The sequence below is a fragment of the Cellulosimicrobium composti genome, from assembly GCF_010287905.1.
Taxonomy (GTDB): domain Bacteria; phylum Actinomycetota; class Actinomycetes; order Actinomycetales; family Cellulomonadaceae; genus Cellulosimicrobium; species Cellulosimicrobium composti.
Map to the genome: position 1 here is coordinate 1 of NZ_JAAFAN010000066.1, position 22,119 is coordinate 22,119.

Annotated in this window: 16 protein-coding genes; 7 read left to right on the forward strand and 9 right to left on the reverse strand. The window is 76.3% G+C overall.

The genetic code is table 11. The features are described 5' to 3' along the window. Positions 1–193 precede the first annotated feature (193 nt). The 3 genes from GYH36_RS15945 to GYH36_RS15955 form a co-directional block, all read right to left on the reverse strand. A complete protein-coding gene (locus GYH36_RS15945) occupies positions 194–2,671 on the reverse strand; it encodes a glycoside hydrolase family 65 protein (protein WP_162290350.1) in 2,478 nt (825 codons plus the stop codon). Continuing rightward, entirely contained in the window at positions 2,668–3,441 is a 774-nt protein-coding gene (locus GYH36_RS15950) for an HAD family hydrolase (RefSeq protein WP_115942904.1), read from the reverse strand. Before GYH36_RS15950 ends, GYH36_RS15945 begins: the two co-directional genes overlap by 4 nt. A 200-nt stretch (positions 3,442–3,641) precedes the next feature. Then, positions 3,642–4,694, reverse strand: coding sequence for a uroporphyrinogen decarboxylase/cobalamine-independent methonine synthase family protein (locus GYH36_RS15955; RefSeq protein WP_162290351.1), 1,053 nt, complete (start codon positions 4,692–4,694; stop codon positions 3,642–3,644). Between the two features lie 146 nt (positions 4,695–4,840). Here GYH36_RS15955 and GYH36_RS15960 point away from each other — a divergent pair, with 146 nt between their 5' ends. Then, positions 4,841–5,284, forward strand: coding sequence for an ester cyclase (locus GYH36_RS15960; RefSeq protein WP_162290352.1), 444 nt, complete (start codon positions 4,841–4,843; stop codon positions 5,282–5,284). Here GYH36_RS15960 and mnmA read toward each other — a convergent pair. Together mnmA and GYH36_RS15970 are read right to left on the reverse strand one after the other, a co-directional pair. Further along, positions 5,242–6,417, reverse strand: coding sequence for a tRNA 2-thiouridine(34) synthase MnmA (gene mnmA, locus GYH36_RS15965; RefSeq protein ID WP_162290353.1), 1,176 nt, complete (start codon positions 6,415–6,417; stop codon positions 5,242–5,244). The genes GYH36_RS15960 and mnmA overlap by 43 nt on opposite strands. Beyond that, complete coding sequence (locus tag GYH36_RS15970; RefSeq protein WP_376739834.1) at positions 6,414–7,667, reverse strand: cysteine desulfurase family protein; 1,254 nt, start codon at positions 7,665–7,667, stop codon at positions 6,414–6,416. The genes mnmA and GYH36_RS15970 overlap by 4 nt, the downstream gene beginning before the upstream one ends. 209 nt (positions 7,668–7,876) lie before the next feature. Between GYH36_RS15970 and GYH36_RS15975 the strand changes: the two genes are divergently transcribed. Beyond that, positions 7,877–8,923, forward strand: a complete 1,047-nt coding sequence (locus tag GYH36_RS15975) for an aminoglycoside phosphotransferase family protein (RefSeq protein WP_024839244.1) — start codon at positions 7,877–7,879, stop codon at positions 8,921–8,923. A 54-nt stretch (positions 8,924–8,977) separates the two neighbouring features. Here GYH36_RS15975 and GYH36_RS15980 read toward each other — a convergent pair whose 3' ends face one another. The 3 genes from GYH36_RS15980 to GYH36_RS15990 form a co-directional block, all read right to left on the reverse strand. Then, on the reverse strand, positions 8,978–11,113 hold the full coding sequence (locus tag GYH36_RS15980) for a PhoX family protein (RefSeq protein ID WP_162290355.1): 2,136 nt from the start codon (positions 11,111–11,113) through the stop codon (positions 8,978–8,980). 111 nt (positions 11,114–11,224) lie between these two features. Next, complete coding sequence (locus GYH36_RS15985) at positions 11,225–12,232, reverse strand: electron transfer flavoprotein subunit alpha/FixB family protein (RefSeq protein ID WP_162290356.1); 1,008 nt, start codon at positions 12,230–12,232, stop codon at positions 11,225–11,227. Between the two features lie 13 nt (positions 12,233–12,245). Continuing rightward, positions 12,246–13,061: an electron transfer flavoprotein subunit beta/FixA family protein gene (locus GYH36_RS15990; protein ID WP_024839247.1), complete on the reverse strand. Its 816-nt coding sequence runs from the start codon at positions 13,059–13,061 to the stop codon at positions 12,246–12,248. 111 nt (positions 13,062–13,172) lie between these two features. Between GYH36_RS15990 and glgX the strand changes: the two genes are divergently transcribed. The 5 genes from glgX to GYH36_RS16015 all read left to right on the forward strand — a co-directional run bounded on the left by glgX (position 13,173) and on the right by GYH36_RS16015 (position 20,911). Then, positions 13,173–15,485: a glycogen debranching protein GlgX gene (glgX, locus tag GYH36_RS15995; protein WP_376739835.1), complete on the forward strand. Its 2,313-nt coding sequence runs from the start codon at positions 13,173–13,175 to the stop codon at positions 15,483–15,485. Between the two features lie 32 nt (positions 15,486–15,517). Beyond that, positions 15,518–17,272 (forward strand): FAD-binding dehydrogenase, encoded by a 1,755-nt coding sequence (locus GYH36_RS16000; RefSeq protein WP_115942911.1) that lies wholly within the window; start codon positions 15,518–15,520, stop codon positions 17,270–17,272. 58 nt (positions 17,273–17,330) lie between these two features. Beyond that, positions 17,331–18,500, forward strand: a complete 1,170-nt coding sequence (locus GYH36_RS16005; RefSeq protein ID WP_162290357.1) for a hypothetical protein — start codon at positions 17,331–17,333, stop codon at positions 18,498–18,500. 153 nt (positions 18,501–18,653) lie between these two features. Beyond that, on the forward strand, positions 18,654–19,535 hold the full coding sequence (locus tag GYH36_RS16010) for an HAD-IIA family hydrolase (protein WP_162290358.1): 882 nt from the start codon (positions 18,654–18,656) through the stop codon (positions 19,533–19,535). Beyond that, a complete protein-coding gene (locus GYH36_RS16015) occupies positions 19,532–20,911 on the forward strand; it encodes an iron-containing alcohol dehydrogenase (RefSeq protein ID WP_162290359.1) in 1,380 nt (459 codons plus the stop codon). Before GYH36_RS16010 ends, GYH36_RS16015 begins: the two co-directional genes overlap by 4 nt. A gap of 162 nt (positions 20,912–21,073) precedes the next feature. On the opposite strand, the gene GYH36_RS16020 is transcribed toward GYH36_RS16015, so the two are convergent. Next, a partial coding sequence (locus GYH36_RS16020; protein WP_162290360.1) for a 2-oxo acid dehydrogenase subunit E2 occupies positions 21,074–22,119 on the reverse strand: 1,046 nt, incomplete at its 5' end.

A 22,119-nucleotide genomic window follows, 5' to 3' on the forward strand; every position in this document is an offset into this window, starting at 1 on the left:
CCGGGCGGGGGGCGGGGCGGCGGGGGCGGCCCCCCCCCGCGGGCCCCCCCCCCCCCCCCCGCCGCCCCCCCCCGCGCCCCCCCCCCCCCCCCGCCGGGGGGGGCGCCCCCCGCCGGCCCCGCGGGGGGCCCCCGGCCGGGGGGGGGCGGGCCCCCCCCCCGCCACCACCTGGTCGGCGACGTCGGGGCGGGCCTCAGGAGTGCGGCACCGTCGCGGTGATGAGCGTGCCGTCCTCGCGACGGTTGCCGGACAGCGCGCGCAGGCTCGGGCGGCCCGGGCGCACGGGCCCCTGACCGTCGAGCGCGACGCGCGCGACCTCGCCCGGCACGACCTTGACCTGCTCGCCGCGCACCGTGACCTGCGCGCCGTCGCCCGTCTCGGCGTCGAGCTCGATCGCGTCGGGCTCGACGGTGACGCGCAGGCGCGACCCGTGCCACTGGACGCGGAACGTCAGCGACTCCCACCCCTGCGGCAGGCGCGGGTCGAACGAGAGCTCGCCGTCGAAGTCGCGCATGCCGCCGAACCCGTACGCGAGCGCCGACCACGTGCCGCCCGCGGAGGCCACGTGCACGCCGTCGGAGGCGTTCGCGTGGAGGTTGGCGAGATCGACGAACAGCGACGAGATGAAGTACTCGAGCGCGAGCTCGTGGTACCCGACCTCGGCAGCGACGATCGACTGCACGACGCCCGAGAGGGTGGAGTCGCCCGTGGTCAGCGGGTCGTAGTACTCGAAGTCGGCGAGCTTCTCCTCGGGCGTGAAGTGCTGGCCCTGGAGGAACAGCGCGAGCACGACGTCCGCCTGCTTGAGCACCTGGTAGCGGTAGATGACGAGCGGGTGGTAGTGCAGCAGGAGCGGCCGCTTGTCCGCGGGCGTGTGCGCGAGGTCCCAGATCTCGCGCTCGAGGAAGTGCGAGTCCTGCGGGTGGATGCCGATGTTCTCGGCGTACGGGATCGACATGTGGTCGGCCGCGCGCACCCACTCCGAGGCCTCGTAGGCGCCGAGCTGGAGGCGGTCCACGAGCAGCGCGTAGTCCTCCGGGTGCTCCGCCTTCATGCGCTCCACCACGAACGCCGCGGCGCGCAGGTTGAACCGCGCCATGACGTTCGTGAAGAGGTTGTCGTTGACGACGGTCGTGTACTCGTCCGGACCGGTCACGCCGTGGATGTGGAAGTTGTCGTCGCCGTTGGCGCGCCAGAACCCGAGGTCCTCCCACATGCGGGCGGTCTCGACGAGGATGTCGACGCCCTCGCGGCGCAGGAAGTCCCGGTCTCCCGTCGCGCGCACGTACTGCACGAGCGCGTAGCTGACGTCGGCGTCGATGTGGTACTGCGCGGTGCCCGCCGCGTAGTAGGCCGACGCCTCCTCGCCGTTGATCGTGCGCCACGGGAAGAGCGCGCCCTTCTGGGACAGCTCCGCCGCGCGACGCCGGGCGGCGTCGAGCATCTGGTAGCGGAAGCGCAGCGCGTTGCGCGCGTACCGCGGGCTCGTGTACGTGAGGAACGGCAGGACGTAGATCTCGGTGTCCCAGAAGTAGTGCCCGCTGTACCCCGAGCCCGTGAGGCCCTTGGCCGGCACGCCGTTGCCCTCCGCGCGCGCCGTCGCCTGGGCGAGCTGGAAGAGGTTCCAGCGCACGGCCTGCTGGATGCCGGGCTGGCCGGGCACCTCGACGTCGGAGCGCGCCCAGAAGTCGTCGAGCCACTCGCGCTGCAGGTCGAGCTGCGCCTGGACGCCCGTCTCGCGCGCCCGGTCGAGCGTGCGGCGGCAGCGGTCGACGAGCTCGCGCGACGGCACGCCGCGCGACGTGTGGTACGCGACGAGCTTGGTGAGCCGGATCGGCCGCCCGGGCTCCGCCTGCACGCGGAACACGTGCTTGGCGAGGTCCTCGTCGACCTGCGTGCGCACGTCCCAGTCGTTCTCGGTCTCGAGCAGGTCGTCGGCCGCGACGGCGAGCGTCATGCCGGAGTTGGTGCACCGGTAGGACAGCACCAGGCGCTCGTCGTCGCCCCACTGCGTCTGCGGCTGCAGCACGCGCCCGGTGAACTGGTTGCTCTTGCGCGGGTCGAACCCCTCGCCGAGCGACGCGGACCGCACGTGGTACTCGTCCTGGCCGTCCTGGCGGTTGAGGATCTGCGACGAGATCGCGACCGGCGCCGCGTCGTCGAGCATCGTGACCTCGAAGGTCATGATCGCGAGGTGGCGCTCGACGAACGACACCACGCGCTGCGAGCGGATCTGCACGCGCTTGCCCGACGGCGTGCGCCACACGAGCTCGCGCCGCAGGACGCCGTCGCGCAGGTCGAGCGAGCGCTCGTAGTCGACGAGGTCCGCGACGGGCAGCAGCAGCGGCTCGTCGTCGACGTAGAGCCGGATCACCTTCGCGTCGGGGACGTTGACGATGGTCTGGCCCACGCGCGCGAACCCGTACGCCTCCTCGGCGTGCCGGATCGGCCAGGTCTCGTGGAACCCGTTGATGAACGTCCCGTGCGCGTGGGACTCGCGGCCCTCCTCGACGTTGCCGCGCATGCCGAGGTAGCCGTTCGCGACGGCGAACAGCGTCTCGGTCACGCCGAGGTCCTCGGCGGAGAACTGCGACTCGACGAGCCGCCACGGCTCGGCCGGGAAGCGCAGGCGGTCGACGGTGCCCTGCTCGTCGGCGGTGCGGCGGATCACGCGTCCCCTCCCTCGGTGGGGGCGGCCGCGGCGGCGTCCGTCGCGACGCGCGGGCGGTCGAGGACCGTCGCGTCGAGGTCGCCGAGGTCGGTCACGACGACGTCCGCCCCGTGCGCGTGCAGCGCGGCCGCGCCGACGCCGCGGTCGACCCCGAGCACGAGGCCGAAACCGCCGGCGGCACCCGCCTGGACGCCCGAGAGCGCGTCCTCGACGACGACCGCCTCCGCGGCGGGCACCCCGAGGAGCTCGGCCGCGCGCAGGTACGTGTCGGGCGCGGGCTTGCCCGCGATGTGCTCGCGCGCGGCGACGTTCCCGTCGACGACGACCGCGAACCGGTCCGCGAGGCCGGCGGCCGCGAGGACGGCGGGCGTGTTGCGCGAGGACGAGACGACGGCGACGGCGGCCCCCGCGCGCGTCACGTCGTCGAGGAAGCGGACCGAGCCCGGGTAGGGCGCGATGCCCTCCTCGGCGAACATGCGGTTGACGATCTCGTCCTTGCGGTTCCCGAGCGCGCACACCGTGCCCTCGCCCGGGGCGTCGGACGCCTCGCCGCGCGGCAGCTCGACGCCGCGCGACACGAGGAACGTCGCGACGCCGTCGTACCGGGGCTTGCCGTCGATCGACGCGAAGTAGTCCGCGGCGGTGTACGGGGCGAGGCCGTGCGCGGTGCAGTAGGGCGCGAACAGCCGTTCCCAGGCGCGCATGTGGATCTCGGCGGTCGGCGTGAGCACGCCGTCGAGGTCGAACAGCACGGCTCGCAGGACGGGCATGGGAGTCCTTCGCGGTGGGGGGACGTGGGTCGGCGCCCGGTCACGTCCGCGTCGTGGGAGGTGCCGTCGCACGGCACGTCCGCACGTCGCCGTCGTGACCGCCGCGCGAGGACAAGCGTACGCACCGCGAGCCGTGCGCGGGAAGCGGGAGGACGGCGTCGGCGGGGTCGCGCGGACGTCTCCCCCGGCGCGCCCGCGCGTCAGGCGTGGGCGCGCTCGGCGAGCGCCTCCGCGACGCGGCCGAGGTTCGCCAGCAGCGCGCGGTGCTCGTCCGGCGTGCCGGCCACCCCCCGGCCCGGTCCCGTGCCCGCGCCCGGGCGCGGTGCGCCGAGGAGCGTGACGGCGTCGAGCGCCGGCAGCGGGAGCCCGATGCGGCGCCACGGGACGCTCACGAGGTCGGCGAGCTCGCCGAGCGCCGGCCCCGCGCACTGCGACACCCTGGCGGGCGGGAGCGCGGCCCACAGCCCCACGCCGCGCTCGGACGCGCGCGCGAGGGTCTCCCACAGCCGCTCGTCCCACGCGCCGAGCGTGACGCCCACGGCGTCCGCCCCCGCGAGCACGGCCGGAGCGACACCGACCCAGGCGGACCCGAGGTGCACGACCGAGGCGGCCGACGCCGCGCGTGCCGCGTCGAGCACGGGGCGCAGCCCGTCCACGAGGTCCGGCCCGGGGACCGCGCGCAGGCGCGAGTACCCCGAGAACGTGGGCAGCACGCCCGCCCCGACCTGCGCGAGGAGCGGCTCGTCGACGTGCACGACGACGTCCGCGCCCGGTACCTGCCGGCGCACCTGGGCGACGTGCTCGGCCACGCCCGCGGCGAGCGCCTCGACGACCTCCCGCACGGCGCCGGCGTCGGACAGGGCGCGGTCGCCGCGCGCGAGGTACACGTCGGCGGCGAGCGTCCACGGCCCCGTCACGGTGACGGCGAGCGGCCCGGCGTACCCGGCGGCCGCGATGGCGAGCGCCTCGACGTCCTCGCGCAGGTACCCCTGCGCGCGCCGCAGGTCGGCGCCCGGGTGGTCGGCGAGCTTCCAGCCGTGCGGCCCGAGCTCGACCGGCAGACCGGGCAGCATCGCCGCGGTGCGGCCCGTCGCGTCCGCGCCCGGGCCGCGGCCCGGGAGCTGCACGAGGAACGGCACGCCGCGCACGCCCGTGGGGAGCTCGGCGAGGTCGCCCAGCACCGTGAGCTGGGCCTCGAGGACGTCGGAGCCCTCGCCGCCGGGCCAGGGCCCGAGCCCGCCGACCGCCGTCATGCCGCACCCCCGCGCGAGGTCGTGCCCCGCCCGTCGTCACGAACCACGTGCCGTCCACCTCTCTCCAGGAGCACACCGGTACACCGAGCCGTGCCGCGACCCCGCCGGGGTCCGGGGGCCGCGCGGCCTGGCGGAAGGACTCCGACATGGGCACGCCCGAGAACAAGGCCGCGGCGATCGCCGTGCACACGCGCGCGATCCCCGGGAACCACGGCGACGCCGTCGCGGCGCTGCTCGCGCCCGGGTTCCGCAACCACGACACCTCGCCGGGCGGCGAGGGCGGCGCCGAGGCCCTCCTCGCGACGATGCACTGGTACGACGAGGCGTTCGAGGACCAGCGGGTCGAGGTGCTGCACGCGGTCGCGGACGGCGACCTCGTGGCGCTGCACGTCGAGCTCAGCGCGCGGCACACCGGTTTCTTCCGCGGCGTCGCGCCCACGGGGCGCCGCTTCGCCGTGCGCGAGATGCACGTGCTGCGGTTCGCCGAGGGGCGCGAGGCGGAGCACTGGTGCGTGCGCGACGAGGCCGCGCTCGTGCGGGCGCTCGCTCACCCCGCACCGGTCGCGGTCGGCGCCGCGGCGGCGCGGTAGGCGCGGTCGACGGTCGCCTGGCCGAGCACGCGCGTGCCGTCGTAGACGACGACGGACTGGCCGGCCGCGACACCGCGCAGCGGCGCACCCGTGAGCGCGACCTCCATGCCCTGCGCCGGTCCCTCCGGGGCGCCCTCGACGGCGCGCACGCGCGCGGGGACCGGGGCGCCGTGGGCACGGACCTGCACCTCGGCGTCGACCCACGCCCCCGGCGCGGGCCGCGCACCGTCGAACCACACGGCCGCGCCCGCCTCGACGCGGTCGACGCTGAGGAGCTCGGCCGGGCCGACGACGACGCGGTTGCGCGCGGGCTGCACGTCGAGGACGTACCGGGGCCGGCCGTCGGGCGCCGGGCGGTCGATCCGCAGACCCTTGCGCTGGCCGACGGTGAACGCGTACGCGCCGTCGTGCTCGCCGAGGACGGCGCCCTCCGCGTCGACGATCTCGCCCGGGCGCGCGCCCAGGCGCTCGCGCAGGAAGCCCTGGGTGTCGCCGTCGGCGACGAAGCAGATGTCGTAGGAGTCGGGCTTCGCGGAGACCGACAGGCCGCGACGCGCGGCCTCGGCCCGCACCTCGTCCTTGGACGCGAAGCCACCGAGGGGGAAGATCGCGCGCGCCAGGCGCTCGGGGCCCATGACCGCGAGCACGTAGGACTGGTCCTTCGCGGTGTTGGGCGAGCGGTGCAGCTCGCGGACGGGCCGCGTGCCGCCGGGCGCGGACGGGTCCGGGACGTCGCGCGTGACGACGCGCGCGTAGTGGCCCGTCGCGACGGCGTCGAACCCGAGCGCGGTCGCCTTGTCGAGCAGCGCCTCGAACTTGATGTGCTCGTTGCAGCGCACGCACGGGTTGGGCGTGCGCCCCGCCTCGTACTCCGCGAGGAAGTCCGCGACGACGGTGTCCTCGAACCGCTCGGAGAGGTCCCACACGTAGTACGGGATGCCGAGCACGTCGGCCGCGCGCCGCGCGTCGCCCGCGTCCTCGATCGAGCAGCACCCGCGCGAGCCGGTGCGGAACTGGTCGCGGTTGCGCGACAGGGCCATGTGCACGCCGACGACCTCGTGCCCGGCGTCGACCGCGAGCGCCGCGGCGACCGCCGAGTCGACGCCGCCCGACATGGCGGCGAGCACCCTCACGCGGCACCCCCCGTCCGGCTCGCCACGGCGGTGCGCGCCGGGGCAGACGCGAGGCCGGCCGCCCGGGCACGCTCGACCGCGGCGGGCAGCGCGTCGAGCAGGCGCGCGACGTCGTCCGGGGTGGACGTCGCCCCGAGGGAGAACCGCAGCGCGCCGCGCGCGTCGTGCTCGGGCACGCCCATCGCGAGCAGCACGTGCGAGGGCTGCGGGACGCCGGCCTGGCACGCCGATCCGGTCGAGGCCTGCACGCCCGCGGAGTCGAGCAGGTAGAGCAGCGAGTCGCCCTCGGCCCCGGGGAACGTGAAGTGCGCGTTGCCGGGGAGGCGGGTCGCGGGCGCCGGCTCGGGACCGGACAGGACCGCGCCGGGGACGCGCTCGCGGACGCCCGCGACGAGCGCGTCGCGCAGCGCCGCCACGTGCGCGGCGCGCTCCTCGCGCTGCGCGACGGCCTCGGCGACCGCGACGCCGAACGCGCGGATCGCGGGCGCGTCGAGCGTGCCCGAGCGCACGCCGCGCTCCTGGCCGCCGCCGTGCAGGACGGGCGTGAGCGGGGCGTCGCGGCGCGCGACGAGCGCGCCGACGCCGACGGGGCCGCCGAGCTTGTGGCCCGAGACGGTCATCGCGTCGAGCCCGCTCGCCGCGAAGTCGACCGGCACCTGCCCGACGGCCTGCACCGCGTCGGAGTGCACGGGAATGCCGTGGGGGCGCGCGAGCTGCACGACCTCGGCGACGGGCTGGATCGTGCCGACCTCGTTGTTGGCCCACATGACGGAGACGAGCGCGATCTCGTCGGCGTGCTCCGCGATCTCGGCGCGCAGGGCCGCGAGGTCCACGCGGCCGTCGCCGTCGACGGGCAGCAGCACGATCTCCGCGCCCGCGTGCTCCGCCATCCAGAACGCCGGGTCGAGCACCGCGTGGTGCTCCACCGCGGAGACGACGATGCGGCGGCGACGCGGGTCGGTCGTGCGCCGGCCCCAGAACAGTCCCTTGACGGCGAGGTTGTCCGCCTCCGTGCCGCCGGCGGTGAACACGACCTCGCTCGGGCGCGCGCCGAGCGCCGCGGCGACGGACTCGCGCGCCTCCTCGACGGTGCGTCGCGCGGCGCGGCCCGCGGCGTGCAGCGACGACGGGTTGCCCGTGCGGGACAGCTCGTCGACGAACGCCTCGCGCGCCGCGGGCGACAGGGGCGTCGTCGCGGCGTGGTCGAGGTACGCGGCCGCCGCGGGGACGGATGGGAGGGTCACGGTCACCCAGTCTACGAACCGCCGCGCCGCCCGCGGTCCGGGACGTGGTTCCGTGCTGGACATCCCGCGCAGAAGCGCTAGGTTGTCAGAGGTCTGCGCCCGGCCGCCGCCGGGCGCTCTCCCGGTCGCCGCACCGCCGTCGCGCCGCTCGCCGCGGGCGGGTACGCGCCCGACGGCACACCGTCCCAGCCACCGACAGGGGAAGTGGCATCTCGATGCCCGACGACGTCGCACTGCCCGCCGCCGAGGCCACCGGTGAGGTCCCGGTCGCCTCGGGCGGCGGCCGCCTGCGCTGGGCGGACCTGCCGCTCGCGCTGCGCGACGAGCTCGAGGCGGTCGCGGGCGGGCGCGTCGTGCAGGAGCGGTCCGTCACGACCGGGTTCAGCCCCGGCCTCGCCTCCGTGCTGACGTTCGACGACGGCAGCCGGCTCTTCGTCAAGGCCGCCCGCACCGCCGACGAGCCCGTCGCGGCGGACCTGCACCGCGCCGAGGCGAAGGTCGCCACGCGCCTGCCGCGCGCGATCCCCGCCCCGCGCTTCGCCTGGGGCCACGGGGACGGCGACTGGATCGCCCTGGCCTACGACGTCGTCGACGGGCACGTGCCCACGACGCCCTGGGACCCCGACGAGCTGGACCGCGTGCTCGCGACGCTCGTGAGCGTCGCGGCGGTGCCCGGCGCCCGCGCGATGCGGCTGCCGCCGACCGGCCCCGACTTCGCCGACATGGCCACCGGGTGGCGCGCGCTGCGGGACGACCCCGACCCCCGGCTCGCGGAGGTCGTGCCGTGGGCGGCCGCGCACCTCGACGACCTCGCGGAGGCGGAGCGCGGCGCGCTCGTCGCGTGCGAGGGCGAGTCGTTCGTGCACGGGGACCTGCGCGCGGACAACGTGCTCCTCACGCCCGAGAAGGTCTACCTCGTGGACTGGCCCTACGCGTCGCGCGGCGCGGCGTGGCTGGACCTCGCGATGCTCCTGCCGAGCGTCGTCATGCAGGGCGTCGCGGGCGTCAGCGAGCCCGTCACGGTGAGCGCCGACGCGGCGCGCCGGGCGCGCGGCGGGGCGTGGGCGGCCTCGACCTTCGCGGCGCACCCCCTGGGGCGCGACGTGCACCCCGCGGACCTGCGCTCGGTCGTCGCGGGCATCGCCGGGTACTTCCTGCACTCCGCGCGCAAGCCCGCCGTGCCGACGATCCCGCGGCTGCGCGCGTTCCAGCGCGCCCAGGGCGTCGCGGCCGTCGCATGGCTCGAGCGCCTGGGCCTGTAGCCGACGGCGAGGGCCCGGCGCCGTCGCGGTGCCGGGCCCCTCGCGTGCGGTGCGTCAGTCGCGCCACACCTGGACCACCGCGGGCCGGGGGCCGGCAAACGCTCCCGGCGGGACGGGCGCGCCCGGCGTGAGGTAGTCGGGGAAGTACGAGTCCTGCGCGTCGAACGTGCCGTCCTCCCCCGGGTGCTGGACCGCCACGTAGACCATGCGGTCCGCGGAGTCGACGACCGGCCCGCACGTCTCGGCGCCTCGCGGCACGGAGAGGAACTGCTCGACGCGCCCGCGCTCGCGGCCGTCGAGCGTGACCTTGAACAGCCCGTCGCACCGCTGGATCGTGCTCGGCTGGCCGTCGGTCGAGATCCACAGGTTCCCCTCGGCGTCGAACGCGAGGTTGTCCGGGCACGAGATCGGCGAGACCTTCTCCCGGGGGTAGCCCGCGAAGTACGTGGACGCGTTCGCGGACGGGTCGCCCGCGACGAGGAGCAGGTTCCACCGGAACGTCAGCGACGCGGCGTCGTCGCGGTCCTCGACGATCTCGACAACGTGCCCGTCGCGGTTGGTCGTGCGCGGGTTCGGCTCCGTCGCGCCCTCGGCGCCGTCCGCGCCGCGCGACGTGTTGTTCGTGCACGCGACGTACACGCGACCCGTGACGGGGTTGGGCTCGACGTCCTCGGGGCGGTCCATCTTCGTCGCGCCGACCCGGTCGGCCGCGACGCGCGTGTACACGAGCACCTCCTCGACGCTCATGCCCTCGACCGCGCTGCGGCCGTCGACGACGAGCGGCAGCCACTCGCCACTGCCGTCGAACGCGCCGTCGGACGGGAGCGCGCCCGAGCCGTCGATCTCGGCTGCGGGCGAGTCCCCGGTGAAGCGCGCGACGTAGAGGGAGCCCTCGGTGAGCAGCGTCTTGTTGTGGCGCCGCGCGCCCTCGCCGTTCCCCGGCCGCATCGTGCGCGACGAGACGAACTTGTAGACGTAGTCGAAGCGCTCGTCGTCGCCCATGTACGCGACCGCGTGCCCGCGGCGCGAGAGGACGACGTTCGCGCCCTCGTGCTTGAACCGGCCGAGCGCCGTGTGCTTCACGGGCGGCTCGTCGGGGGCGTACGGGTCGATCTCGACGATCCAGCCGAACCGGTTCGGCTCGTTCTCGTACCCGGGGGTGCGGGCGTCGAACCGCGGGTCGTCGAGCTCCCAGCCGTACCCCGTCGCGGCGTCGCGGAGGCCGTAGCGCGCGTCGTGGCCCGTGCCCGACGTGCGGAAGTAGCCGTGGAAGTTCTCCTCGCCCGAGAGCACCGTGCCCCACGGGGTCGTGCCGCCGGCGCAGTTGTTGAGCGTGCCGAGCACGCGCGTCCCCGACGGGTCGGCGACGGTCCTCACGAGGTCCGAGCCCGCGACGGGACCGGTGAGGCGGAACTCGGTCCCGAGATGCACGCGACGGTTGTACGGGCTGTCCGACACGTGGTCCCACGGCGTCCCCGTGCGGCGGCGGCGCACCTCGACGACGGACATGCCGTGCGCGGCGCGCTCGATCGCGCGGCGGGTCGGGGCGTCGTAGGAGTCGTCGAACATGATCGCGGGGTTGGTGTACTCGTGGTTCGCGACGAGCAGCCCGCGCGTGCCGCGCCCCGGCCCCGCGCCCTTGCCCCGGGCGGCCGCGACGGCGTGCGCGCGCTCGAACGGCAGGACGTCGAGGTAGTCGTTGTTGTAGCCGAACTGCCGCGCCTGCTGCTCCGGGGTCTGGCGGGAGGCGTCGAACGGCGCCCCGCCGGGCAGGATCGGGTCGCCCCAGCGGATCACCGGGCGCCAGCGGTAGCCGTCCGGCACGACGAGCGCGTCGCGCGTCGCGGGCTGGGGCGGGATCGCGCCGAACGCGAGACCCTTCGGCGGGCGGCCGCCGCCGTGGCCGCCGTGCGCCGCGACGCCCTCGGCGGCGGCGGCGGGCGGCGCGGCGACCGTCTGCGCGCCGAGCACGACGGCCGCGGCACCGACCGCGAGCCCGCCGAGCAGTGCGCGGCGCGACAGCGCGCCGGCGACGACGTCGCGGAACGTCCCGTTGGCGCTCTCGTTCGGCACGGGGTGGGAGCACGCGTCCGCGCACTTCAGCCGGCAGGTCACGGGGCTGCGCTTGCCGCGCGCGTACGGCGCGACGGCGAGCAGGGAGCGGTGCTCGGGGGCGGGCGTGATCGTCATCGGTCGTCTCCACGGGTCGGGGGGACTCCCCGTCACGGGGAGCCGACCCGACGCTAGGAACGGTCGGTGACCGGTCGACCACCGCCCGGAGGACGGCGGGTGAACTCTCGGCTACCCCTGCGACGCCCGGTGCTCGCGCAGCACCTCGGCGGCCTGGGGCAGCACGTCGGCGAGGTCGCCGACGACCGCGAAGTCCGAGATCTCGAACAGCGGGCACTCGGGGTCGTTGTTCACCGCGACGATCACCTGCGACGCCTGCATGCCGCCGCGGTGGTGCGGCGCACCCGAGATGCCCGCGCCGATGTACAGGCGCGGCGCGACCGTGACGCCCGTCTGGCCGACGAACTGGTCGTGCCAGCCCTCGTAGACGGCGTCGCGCGTCGCGCCCACGGCGGCGCCGAGCGCGTCGGCGAGCTCGACGACCGGCCCGAAGTCGCCGTTCGTGCCGCGCCCGCCCGCGACGACGATCGCGGCCTCGCCGAGCGCGGGGCGCCCCGCCCCCGCGGACTCGTCGACCGTCCGGGACACGACGCGCGCGGCCGTCGCGGCGGGCGAGAGCTCGACGCGCAGCGCCTCGACCTCCGTCGCGACCGCGGCGTCCGCGGGCTGCGGCGCGACGGAGTTGGCGCGCAGCGTGAGCACGGCCGGGTCGGTGAGGATCTCGCTGCGCACGTCCCAGGACCCGGCGAACACGCGCTTGTCCGCGACGAGGTGCGTGCCGTCGTCGTGCAGCGCGGAGGCGTCGACGACGAGTCCCGCCTCGGTGAGGAACGCGAGCCGCGCCGCGGCCTCCTTGTTCGGGAACGACGACGTCAGCAGGACGGCGTCGGCGTGCGACGCGCGCGCGGCCGCGGCGAGGACCTCGGCCACGACGGGGGTCAGGTGCAGCGCGTCGCCCGTGACGACCTCCCCGCCCGACGACGGCTCGGCCTGGCGCACGAGCGCGACGCCGTGCGCTCCGAGCTGGGCGAGCACGCCGACGCTCGGCGCCTCGAGCGCGACGGCCTCCACCCGGCCGAGGGCGCGGCCGATCGTGAGGAGCTCCAGGACGGGCGAGCGCAGCTCGGTCGCGGCGGAGTCGAGGAGGACGAGGACGGTGCGGGTCCCGGGGGTGCTCATGTGCGGACGCCTCTCAGACCAGGTCGTTGCGGATGAGGAACTCGGCCAGGGCGCGCCCGCCCTCGCCCTTGTCGACGACGATCTCGGCGTCGGGGCGCGGGGGTCGCGGCGACGCGTCGAGCACGCGCGTGCGCGCGCCGGCGTCGCCGACGAGCGCGGCGTCGACGCCGAGGTCGGCGAGGCTCCACGCCTCCACGGGGCGCGTGCGCGCCGCCATGATGAGCTTGAAGTTGGGCATGCGCGGGTCGTTCGCGTGGTCGGTGACCGACACGACGGCGGGCAGCGGCGCCTCGAGGACCTCCTCGACGCCGTCGAGCTCGCGCGTGACGCGCGCGGTGCGCGCTCCCGGTCCGCCCTCGACCTCGAGCCTCCCGGCGAGCGTGAGCTGCGGGAGGTCGAGCTCGGCGGACAGGAGCGCCGGGACGACGGAGCCCAGGCCGTCGAGCGCGGCCATGCCCGTCACGACGACGTCCACCGGGGCCTCGTCCGCGAGGCGGCGCACCGCGGCGGCGAGCACGCGCGCGGTGCCGAAGTAGTCGGAGCCCGCGATCGCGTCGTCGCTCACGCGCACGCCGCGGTCCGCGCCGAGCTGGTACGCGCGGCGCACGGCGCCGTCGGCGTCCGGCCCGGCCACCGTGAGCACGACGACCTCGCTGGTCTCGCGCTCGTCCTCCGGCAGCGCCTCCTTGAGGCGCAGCGCGGCCTCGACCGCGTTCTCGTCGAGCTCGTTGAGCGTGCCCTCGTCGGCCCGGCGCACGACGCGCCCGTCCTCGAAGCCCCGGTCCGCGTGGATGTCCGGGACGTACTTCACGGCGACGACGATCCGCATCGGCTGCTCTCCCTGTGCGCTGGGCGGTCGGCCGGAGAGGTTCCCGGCCCGCTCGGGGAAGCCTACCGGCGGGCGACCGGCCGGACCGGTGACACCCGCCACAATGGACGCGTGCACGCGCCGTCCCCCGACCCGTCCCCCGCCCCCGCCGCGCCCCCGGTCGCGCCCGGACCCGTCGACCGGCACGCCCCCGTGCCGCCGCTCGGCGTGCACGTCGTGGGCGACGGCGTGGACGTCGCGGTCCTCGCGTCGCACGCGAGCGCCGTCGAGCTGTGCCTCGTGGACGTGGTCGACGCCGCGCGGCCCGCCCACGACCCGGCGCGCTACCGCGAGCGGCGCGTGCCGCTCGCGGGACCGGCCTTCGGCGTGTGGCGCGCGCACGTCCCCGGGGTGCGTCCCGGGCAGCGGTACGGGTTCCGCGTGCACGGCCCGTGGGAGCCCGCCGCGGGGCTGCGGCACAACCCCGCGAAGCTGCTCGTCGACCCGTACGCGCGCGGCCTCGTCGGCGAGCTCGTCGACGACCCGGCGATCCGCGGGCAGGTGGGCGACGACCCGTACGGCCCGCCCGACGCGCGCGACTCGCTGCCGTTCGTGCCGCACTCCGTGGTCGTCGCCGAGCCGACCGGGCCCCTCGCGCCGCGGCCGCGCGTGCCGTGGCGCGACACCGTGATCTACGAGGCGCACGTGCGCGGCCTCACGCAGCGCCTGGAGGCGCTGCCCGAGCACCTGCGCGGCACGTACGCGGGCGTCGCGCACCCGGTGACCGTCGAGCACCTGCGGTCGCTCGGCGTCACGACGCTCGAGCTGCTGCCCGTGCACGCGAACGTGCCGGAGCCGCACCTGCTCGCGTCCGGCCGCACGAACTACTGGGGCTACTCGACGCTCGGGTTCTTCGCGCCCCACGCGGCGTACGCGACGCGCGCCGCGCAGGAGGCCGGCCCGGGCGCCGTGCTCGACGAGGTGCGGGGCATGGTGCACCTGCTGCACGAGGCCGGGATCGAGGTGCTGCTCGACGTCGTGCACAACCACACGTGCGAGGGCGGCGCGGACGGCTACCACCTGTCGTGGCGCGGGCTGGACAACGCCGGGTACTACCTGCACGACGGCGCCACGCCGGCGCGGCTCGCGGACGTCACCGGGACGGGCAACTCGCTCGACTTCCGCCGGCCCGCCGTCGTGCGCGCCGCGCTCGACTCGCTGCGCCACTGGGCGCAGGTCGTCGGCGTCGACGGGTTCCGGTTCGACCTCGCGGTGACGCTCGGGCGCGGGTCGAGCGGCTTCGACCCGGACCACCCGTTCCTCGTCGCGCTCCAGACGGACCCGGTGCTGTGCGGGCTCAAGCTCGTCGCGGAGCCGTGGGACGTCGGGCCGGGCGGGTGGCGCACGGGCCAGTTCCCGCCGCCCATGGCGGAGTGGAACGACCGGTTCCGCGACGCCGTGCGCCAGTTCTGGCTCGCGGACGCGCGCGAGGCGTCGCACGGGCGCCCGGGCCACGGCGTGCGCGACCTCGCGACGCGGCTCGCGGGCTCGGCGGACCTGTTCGGCCACTCCGACCCGCCGCTCGTGCGCGGGCCCGTCGCGTCCGTGAGCTACGTGACCGCGCACGACGGGTTCACGCTCGCCGACCTCGTCGCGTACGACCACAAGCACAACCTCGCGAACGGCGAGGGCAACCGCGACGGCACCGACGACAACCGCTCGTGGAACCACGGGCTCGAGGGGCCCGTCGCGACGCCGGACGCGACGGCCGACGGGATCGACGGGCTCGGGGTGGAGATCGCGCCGCTGCGGCGCCGGTCGATCCGCAACCTCCTCGCGACGCTGCTGCTCGCCGCAGGCACCCCGATGATCACCGCGGGCGACGAGATGGGGCGCACGCAGCGGGGCAACAACAACGCCTACGTGCAGGACGACGAGACGTCGTGGGTGTCGTGGGACCTCGCGCCGTGGCGCAAGGACCTGCTCGCGACGGCGCGCCACCTCCTCGCGCTGCGGCGCGAGCACCCGGCGCTGCGTGCGGACGCGTTCTTCACGGGGCGCCCGCGGCCCGCCGCCGGGGACGCGGGCGGCGACGCGGCGGTCGGGGTGCCGGACCTCGTGTGGTTCGACGCCGACGGCGAGCTCCTCGACCACGCGACGTGGCACGACCCCGCGGTCCGCACGCTCCAGATGCTGCGCACCGCGCCGTCGCCGGGCGACGCGGACGTGCTCGTGGTGCTCGCGGGGTCGCTCGACCCGGTCGACGTCACCCTGCCGGGGGTCCGCGCCACCGCGGGCGGCGGCCCGGAGGTGTGGGAGCTCGTGTGGGACTCGGACTGGGAGCACCCCGGCGACCGCGCGCACGTCGACGGCGACGGCACCGCCCGCGCGGGCGACGTCGTCGGGCTCGAGGCGCTGAGCCTGCGCGTCTACGTGACGCGGTGACCGTCGGCGCCCGCGTGCTCTAGTGTTCGCGCATGAGTGACAGCGTGGTCGACTCCTCCTCCACCCACGGCCCGGTCGAGAGCCCCGACGTCGTCGTCGTGGGCGCCGGCCTCGCGGGGCTCGTCGCGGCGACCGAGCTCACCGCGGCGGGGCGACGCGTCGTCCTGCTCGACCAGGAGCCGGCCGCGAGCCTCGGCGGCCAGGCGTGGTGGTCGTTCGGCGGGCTGTTCCTCGTCGGCTCGCCCGAGCAGCGGCGCATGGGCGTCACCGACTCCGCCGAGCTCGCGTTCGACGACTGGCTCGGGTCCGCGCAGTTCGCGCCCGGCGCCGACCGCGGCGAGGGCCCCGACCGCCACGGGTACGCCTGGGCGCGCGGGTTCGTCGACTTCGCCGCCGGGGAGATGCGCGACTGGCTGCACGGCAAGGGCGTGCGGTGGTTCCCGCTCGTGCAGTGGGCCGAGCGCGGCGGGTACCCGGTGCGCTCGGGCGCCGACGGGTCGGCGGCCGGCGCCCACGGCAACTCCGTCCCGCGGTTCCACGTGACGTGGGGCACCGGGCCGGCGATCCTCGAGCCGTTCGTGCGCGCCGCGCTCGACGCCCGGTCCGCGGGCCTGCTCGACCTGCGGTTCCGGCACCGGGTCACGTCGCTCGTCGTGACCGACGGCGCGGTGACGGGCGTGCGGGCCCAGGTCCTCGCGCCGTCCGACGCGGAGCGCGGGGCGCCGTCGTCGCGCGACGTGGTCGGCGAGGTCGAGATCGCGGCGAGCGCCGTCGTCGTGACGTCGGGCGGCATCGGCGCGAACCACGAGCTCGTGCGCTCGCGCTGGCCGCGGTCCGCCGGCCACCTGCCCGCCCGCATGCTCTCCGGCGTCCCCGACTCGACCGACGGGCTCATGATCGGCGTCGCCGCCGACGCGGGCGCCGCGCTCGTCCACGAGGACCGCATGTGGCACTACCCGGAGGGGATCGCGAACCACTCCCCCGTGTGGACCGACCACGGCATCCGCATCCTGCCCGGTCCGAGCTCGCTGTGGCTCGACGCCGACGGCAACCGGCTGCCCGCGCCGCTGTTCCCCGGCTTCGACGCGCTCGGCGCGCTGCAGCACCTCACCGAGCGCGGCGACGACCACTCCTGGTTCGTGCTCAACAAGGCCGTCATGGAGACCGAGTTCGCGCTCTCGGGGTCCGAGCAGAACCCCGACCTCACCGGCAAGGACGTGCGCCTGCTCGCGCAGCGCGTGCTGCCCGGCGCCGTCGGCCCGGTCGCACGGTTCGCCGAGCGGTCGCCCGAGTTCGTCTGGGCGGACACGCCGGCCGAGCTCGCCGCGGGCATGAACGCGCTCGTCGACGCCACGCCCGGGTCGCGCGGGCACGTGGACCCGGCGTCGCTCGAGCGCCTGGTCCGCCTGCGCGACGAGCAGGTCCGCACCGGGCTCGGCAAGGACCCGCAGGTCGTCGCGACGGCGATGGCCCGCCGCTACCGCGTGGACCGGCTCATCCGCGTCTCGCCCCCGCGCCCGCTCACGACGCCGAAGGACGGCCCGCTGCTCGCCGTGCGCCTGTCGGTGCTCACGCGCAAGACGCTCGGCGGGCTGTGGACCGACACGTCCGCGCGCGTGCTGCGCGCCGACGGCTCCGTGCTGCCCGGTCTGTGGGCCGCGGGCGAGGCGGCGGGCTTCGGCGGCGGCGGGGTGCACGGGCACCGCGCGCTGGAGGGCACGTTCCTCGGCGGGTGCCTGTACTCGGGCCGCGTCGCGGGCCGCAGCCTCGCGGCCGAGCTCGGCTGAGGCGGGGCACGGCGGGCCTGCGCCGGGCGCGGGTGCCCGGCCGCTAGGGTCGGCGACCATGACCGTGCCCGACGACGCGTCCCCGGCCGCGGCACCCGGCGCACCCGCCGCGGTGGACCACCTCGACGCCGCCGCGTGCGAGCGCGTCTTCCGCCGCAACGGGCTCCCGCTCCTCGTGGAGGGACACTCGCTCGACCGCGACGTGTTCGGGCGCTCGGCGCCGTTCCTGCTCGTCGTGCTGCTCGGCGAGCTGAGCGGCGCGATCCGGTCCGGCTGGCCCGCCTGGGCGAACGCGCTCGCGCTCGTCGGCGGCGCCGCGATCCTCGCCGCGGCGTACGCGGGCCTCAACGTGCTGCGCGGGCGCCCGTGGTCGACCCTGCCGCAGTCCGTCGGGGTCCCCGAGCTCGCGTTCTTCGTGCTCGTGCCCGCGCTGCTGCCGGTCGTCTTCGGGGGCCAGTGGGGCGACGCGCTGCTCACGGCCGTCGGGAACCTCGTGCTGCTGGGCGTGGTGCGCGTCGTCGTCGGGTACGGCGTGCTGTCGTCGCTGTGGTGGGGGCTCGCGCGCGTGACCGACGAGCTCGGCGCCGCGCTCCTGCGGCTCGTGCGGCTCCTGCCCCTGCTGCTCGTGTTCTCGCTCGTGCTGTTCTACAACGCCGAGGTCTGGCAGGTGTTCGACCGCACGCACGGCGTCGCCGACGTCGTCCTCGGCGCGTTCTTCGCGCTGCTCGTCGTGCTGTTCGTCGGCCTGCGTTCCCCGGCCGAGGCCCGCGCGGCGCTCGCCGGGTCGGCGGGGGACGTGCCTGGGCGCGAGCGGGCGGCCCGGTTCAGCCGCGGGCAGACGGCGAACCTCGCGACGATGATCGCCACGAGCCAGCTCCTGCAGGTCCTCGTGGTGAGCCTCGGCATGGGCGTGTTCTTCATGGCCCTCGGGACGCTCACCGTCACGCCCGAGGTCATGGCCCTGTGGGACGTCGACGGCGGCACGTGGCGGCGGACGCTCTCGCTCGCCGGCGGGGGCGGTGTCGGGGGCGCGGACCTCGTGGTCACGCAGACGCTCGTGCGCGTCTCGGTCGCGATCGCGACGTTCACCGGCCTGTACTACGCCATCTCCGTCCAGGTCGACGCCGTGTACCGCGAGGAGTTCGTGGACGGCATCGAGACGCAGCTGCGTGACGTGCTCGCCGTGCGGGCCCGCTACCTCGACCTGCTCGCGGCCGACCGCCGCTGACGCCGCGCCGCACCCGCGACGGGCCCACGACGGGCCCGGCTGCTTGACAGGGGACACCCCTCGGGCGAAGGTTGTACAGACACGTCTGTACACACCCTATGCGGTATGGAGCGGTGCAGTGCTGCCCGCCCGACCGGCTCGACGAGGAGCACCATGCCTCTGACCTCCACGACACGCCGCGAGGCGCCAGGACGCGCGGCGCGCCGCCACTTCGACACCTACCTGTTCGACCTCGACGGCACGATCTACCTCGGCACCGACCTCCTGCCCGGCGCCGCGGAGCTCGTCTCGACGCTCCGCGCGCAGAGCGCGCGCGTGCTCTTCGTGAGCAACAACCCCACGCGCAGCCCGCAGGACTACGCCGACAAGCTCACGCGACTCGGCATCCCGACGAGCCACGAGGACGTCTACACGAGCCTCGTCGCGACCGTGGCGTGGGTGCGCGCGCACGCCCCCGGCGCCACGGTCTTCCCGATCTCCGAGCAGCCGCTCGTCGACGCGCTCGTCGCCGAGGGCTGCACGATCAGCGACGACCCCGAGAAGATCGACCTCGTCGTCGCGTCGTACGACCGCTCGTTCGACTACCGCAAGCTCCAGGTCGCGTTCGACACGCTGTTCGTCCACGGCCGCGCGCGCTTCGTCGCGACGAACCCCGACCGGTTCTGCCCGTTCCCGGGCGGCCGCGGCGAGCCCGACTGCGCGTCGGTCGTCGCCGCGATCACCGCCGCGACCGGCGTCGCGTGCGAGGCGGTCTTCGGCAAGCCCGACCCGGCGTTCCTGGAGATCATCGCGGCCGAGACCGGGCTGGACCCCGCGACGACCGTCATGGTGGGCGACCGCCTCAGCACGGACGTCGCGTTCGCGCGCGCGACGGGCATGACGTCCGCGCTCGTCCTGACGGGCGAGACCGACCGTGCGACCGCGCTGCGCACGCCCGCGGCGCAGGCACCGACGCTGCTGCTCGAGCGCGTCGACGACCTGCTCCAGCCCGCAGGCCACCTGTGGGACGTGGCCCGGCGGGAGGTGCGGGCATGACGACGACGCCGAGCGAGGCCACCGCGCTGCCGGCCGCCTTCCGCGCGCTCCCCCTGCAGGACGTCGTCTCGGCGCCCGGCGCGCTCGACGCGCTGCCCGACGTCCTGCGCCGGCTCGACGCGCGCCGCGTCACGGTGCTCCACGACGGCGCGCGGATCGTGCACGACGGGAGGGACGTGGTCGCGACCGTGCTCCGGCTCGCGACGTCCCCGCGGGCCGGGACGACGTTCGTCGACGACACCCTCGTCCGCCGCACGGCGCACGGCGTCGTGCTCGACGAGGACACCGTCGACGCCGCGACGATCGGCTGCCAGGGCTACGACGTCGTCGTCGCGACGGGCGGCGGCACGGTCACCGACCTCGCGAAGGCGGTCGTCGCCGCGACCGGGGCGCGCCTCGTGGTCGTCCAGTGCGCGGCGTCCGTCAACGGCTACTCCGACGCGCTGTCCGTGCTCGTGCGCAACGGCGCCAAGCGGACCGCCCCGACGGCCTGGCCCGCCGCGCTGCTCGTCGACCACGACGTGCTCGCCGCCGCGCCCCCGCACCTCACCCGCTCCGGCGTCGGCGACGCGGCCGCGACCTGGACCGCGCCGGCCGACTGGTACCTGGCCGGCGCGTTCGGCATGGACGCCGGGTACGACCCCGAGGTGTTCCGGCCCGTGCAGGAGGCGGTCGCCCGGCTGCGCGCCCACCCGGCCGGGTCCCCCGAGGCGCTCTCCGCGCTCGTCGACGCGCTCACCGTGGGTGGCCTGTCGATCGGGGTCTGCGGCACGACCGCGCCCCTCTCGGGCTCCGAGCACCTCATGAGCCACCTCCTCGACATGGCGGCCATGGCGCGCGACGAGCCGCACGACCTCCACGGCGCCCAGGTCGGCGTCGCGACGGTCGTCGCGGCGAGCCTGTGGCAGGTGGCGCTCGACCGGCTCGACCGCGCCGCGCTGGAGACCGCGGTGCTCTCCCCGCCGACCGACCTGCGCGAGCGCGTCGCGGCCACGTGGGCCGTCGTCGACCCGAGCGGGCGCGTGGGCGCCGAGTGCTGGACCGCCGTGGAGCGCAAGCTCGCGCTCTGGGCCGAGCGGCAGGACGCGGCGCGCGCCGCCGTCGACGCCTGGGACGAGCACCGCGCGACCCTGCGCGGGCTCACGGCCGACCCGGCCGTCCCGGCGGACGTGCTGCGGGCCTGGGGCGCGCCGACGCGGTTCTCCGAGCTCACGCCCGCCGTGGGCGAGGACGAGGTGCGGTGGGTCCTGCGCTCGCTGCCCCTGATGCGGGACCGCTTCACGCTCCCCGACCTGCTCCTGCTCGCCGGCCTGTGGGACGACGCCCTGCTCGACGAGGTGCTGGCGCTCGCCGCACGCCACGGCGGCGGCTTCTGAGAGTCCCTCCCCCACGCCGAAGGGCCGCACCCGCCGGGTGCGGCCCTTCGTCGTCCCGGCGGCGACCGGTGCGCGGCCCCCGGCGTGCGTCGCGCGACGCCGCGCGAGACGACGACGGCCCGCACCCCGGTCGGGGTGCGGGCCGTCGCGGCACGGTCGCCGTCAGACGAGCGCCTGCAACGGGTTCTCCACGATCTCGGTGAGGCGGGCGAGGAAGCGGGCCGCCACCACGCCGTCGACCGGGCGGTGGTCGACCGACAGCGTCAGGTGCACGACCGTCGCGACCTGGACCTCGCCGTCCACGACGACCGGCTCCGCGACCGCCGCCCCCACCGCGAGGATGCCCACCTGCGGAGGGTTGATGATCGCGTCGAACTCCCGCACGCCGTACATGCCGAGGTTCGTCACGGTCAGCGCACCGCCCTCGAGCTCGTCCTGCTGCAGACGGCCCTCGCCGGCGCGCGCGACGAGGTCCTTGACGGCCGTCGAGAGCGCACCGAGCGAGAGCGAGTCCGCCCCGCGCACCACCGGCGTCACGAGCCCGCGCTCGGAGGCCACCGCCACCGAGACGTCGGCGCGCTCGAAGCGCAGCACGGCGTCGGGCGTCCACACGACGTTCATCTCGGGCACGTCGACGAGGGCGCGCGCCGCCGCCCGGACGAAGAAGTCGTTGACCGACACGCGCACGGGCGACGAGGCGTTGACCGTCGCGCGCAGCGCGAGCAGCTCGTCGACCCGGACCCGCGCGCGCAGGTAGAAGTGCGGCGCCTCCTGCTTGCTCGCCTGCAGCCGCGAGGCCACGAGACGACGCAGCTTCGAGTGCGGGACCTCCTCGTACGGCCCGTACGCCGACGTCCGCACGGCGGGTGCGCCCGTCGCCGCGCTCGCCGTCACGGGCGGCTCGGCGGGGGCGCTCGCGGCCCGGGCGGAGCACGTCGTCGCGGGTCGCGGCGCCTCGGGCGCCTCCGCCGGGGCCGCGGTCGCGGCCGCCTGCGACTGCGCGGCGGCGATCGCGCGCAGGACGTCGTCGCGCACGATGCGACCGCCGGGGCCGGTGCCGTCGAGCTGGTCGAGCCCGAGCCCCGCGTCGCGGGCCATCCGGCGTGCGAGCGGGCTCGCGAAGATCCGTCCGCCGTTCGCGCCCGGCCCGGCCGGTGCGGCCGGAGCGGCCGGGGCTGCCGGGGCGTCGGCCGCGGGCGCCGCCGGGG

Bases quoted from the DNA above. Each gene is read 5' to 3' on its own strand.
- GYH36_RS15950 (WP_115942904.1), bottom strand. From the start codon at position 3,441: ATGCCCGTCCTGCGAGCCGTGCTGTTCGACCTCGACGGCGTGCTCACG.
- GYH36_RS15955 (WP_162290351.1), bottom strand. From the start codon at position 4,694: ATGACGGCGGTCGGCGGGCTCGGGCCCTGGCCCGGCGGCGAGGGCTCC.
- GYH36_RS15960 (WP_162290352.1), top strand. From the start codon at position 4,841: ATGGGCACGCCCGAGAACAAGGCCGCGGCGATCGCCGTGCACACGCGC.
- GYH36_RS15975 (WP_024839244.1), top strand. From the start codon at position 7,877: ATGCCCGACGACGTCGCACTGCCCGCCGCCGAGGCCACCGGTGAGGTC.
- GYH36_RS15980 (WP_162290355.1), bottom strand. From the start codon at position 11,113: ATGACGATCACGCCCGCCCCCGAGCACCGCTCCCTGCTCGCCGTCGCG.
- GYH36_RS15985 (WP_162290356.1), bottom strand. From the start codon at position 12,232: ATGAGCACCCCCGGGACCCGCACCGTCCTCGTCCTCCTCGACTCCGCC.
- GYH36_RS15990 (WP_024839247.1), bottom strand. From the start codon at position 13,061: ATGCGGATCGTCGTCGCCGTGAAGTACGTCCCGGACATCCACGCGGAC.
- GYH36_RS16000 (WP_115942911.1), top strand. From the start codon at position 15,518: ATGAGTGACAGCGTGGTCGACTCCTCCTCCACCCACGGCCCGGTCGAG.
- GYH36_RS16005 (WP_162290357.1), top strand. From the start codon at position 17,331: ATGACCGTGCCCGACGACGCGTCCCCGGCCGCGGCACCCGGCGCACCC.
- GYH36_RS16010 (WP_162290358.1), top strand. From the start codon at position 18,654: ATGCCTCTGACCTCCACGACACGCCGCGAGGCGCCAGGACGCGCGGCG.
- GYH36_RS16015 (WP_162290359.1), top strand. From the start codon at position 19,532: ATGACGACGACGCCGAGCGAGGCCACCGCGCTGCCGGCCGCCTTCCGC.